A 1,242-nucleotide genomic window follows, 5' to 3' on the forward strand; every position below is an offset into this window, starting at 1 on the left:
GAGCAAGGGGGCGGGGGTGCCCGCCAACGTCACCTTCGTCATGACCAAGTCCGGCGACACCACGACGCTGTCCGATTTCAATCTCGACGGAAAGACGTTCTCCGTCGACGGCAGCATCGTGCTGGTCAATGGCGCCTTGTCGTCGGCGCGGTTCAGCAAGGTCACCTTGAACAGAGGCGACGACGTTGCTGTGTCGGTGAAGCGGTCCGGCAAGGGCTATGCGGTCGACATATCGGGCAATGCGCTCGATGCCCGCTCGCTCATCAAGCAGTTCACCTCCGACGTCGACACGGCTACCAAAACCACCGGTTCCGACGCCATCTCCGTCAGCGCCGATGTCGACCGGCTGACCGGTTTCCACGACGAGCAATTGTCCAATCTGAAGCTCGACTACAGCGCGGCCGGCTCGCGGGTGAACGGGCTGAAGGTCAGCGCCACGGCAAGTTCGGGCGCCGCCATAACCATCAGCAACACCACCGGTGCCGGCCAGCGCGCGCTCAACATGCAGTCCGCCGACGCTGGCGCCATCCTGAGATTCCTCAATATCTACGAGCATATGGAAGGCGGAACGATCACCCTGGCCCTGGCGGGGCCGAGCGACGGATCGCTGAGGGGCAAGGTCGACACCAGCAACTTTTTCGTCGTCAACGAACCGAAACTGGCCTCCATCGTCTCGACCACGCCCGCCGGCGACAACCGCAGCCTCAACCAGGCGGTCAAGGGCAAACTGGACACGTCGCGGGTGAAGTTCGAACGCGGTTACGCCGAGATCGACAAGGGCAGCGGTTACCTGAAAATCGCCAACGGTGTGCTGCGCGGACCGCGCATCGGCACCACGTTCCAGGGCACGCTCTACGACCAGAACAACAACATGGACATGACCGGCACGTTCATGCCGGTCTATGGCCTCAATCGCATCTTCGGCGAATTGCCCATCGTTGGCGCGCTGCTCGGCAATGGCCGCGACCGTGGCCTGATCGGCGTCACCTACCGGCTCAAGGGCAACGCCAACAAGCCGTTGCTGGACATCAATCCGCTGTCGGTGATCGCGCCCGGAATATTCAGGTCGATCTTCGAATATAGGTGAGCGAGTTCAGGCCGGTCGCACCAGAATGTGTTTTTTCTTTCCCAAGGAAAGCTTTACGACGTTTTCCGGACTCAAATCCTGAGGGGTCACCAGCCGGCGCTCGTCGCTCACCGGCTCGTCGTTCAGGCGCACGGCGCCGCCCTGCACATGCCGCC

1 protein-coding gene and 1 pseudogene are annotated in these 1,242 nt (G+C 62.2%); one reads left to right on the forward strand and one right to left on the reverse strand.

Features of this window, described 5'->3' with window-relative positions; translation table 11 throughout:
- The coding region (locus tag EN884_RS36350; RefSeq protein ID WP_164749978.1) for an AsmA-like C-terminal region-containing protein at positions 1–1,087 on the forward strand (1,087 nt) is incomplete at its 5' end.
- 6 nt (positions 1,088–1,093) lie between these two features.
- On the opposite strand, the pseudogene EN884_RS39990 reads toward EN884_RS36350, so the two are convergent.
- A pseudogene (locus EN884_RS39990) lies at positions 1,094–1,242 on the reverse strand (tyrosine--tRNA ligase); the annotation flags it as partial.

Origin of the sequence: Mesorhizobium sp. M7A.F.Ca.AU.001.01.1.1 (genome assembly GCF_004022735.1) — a bacterium.
GTDB classification, from domain to species: Bacteria; Pseudomonadota; Alphaproteobacteria; order Rhizobiales; family Rhizobiaceae; genus Mesorhizobium; species Mesorhizobium ciceri.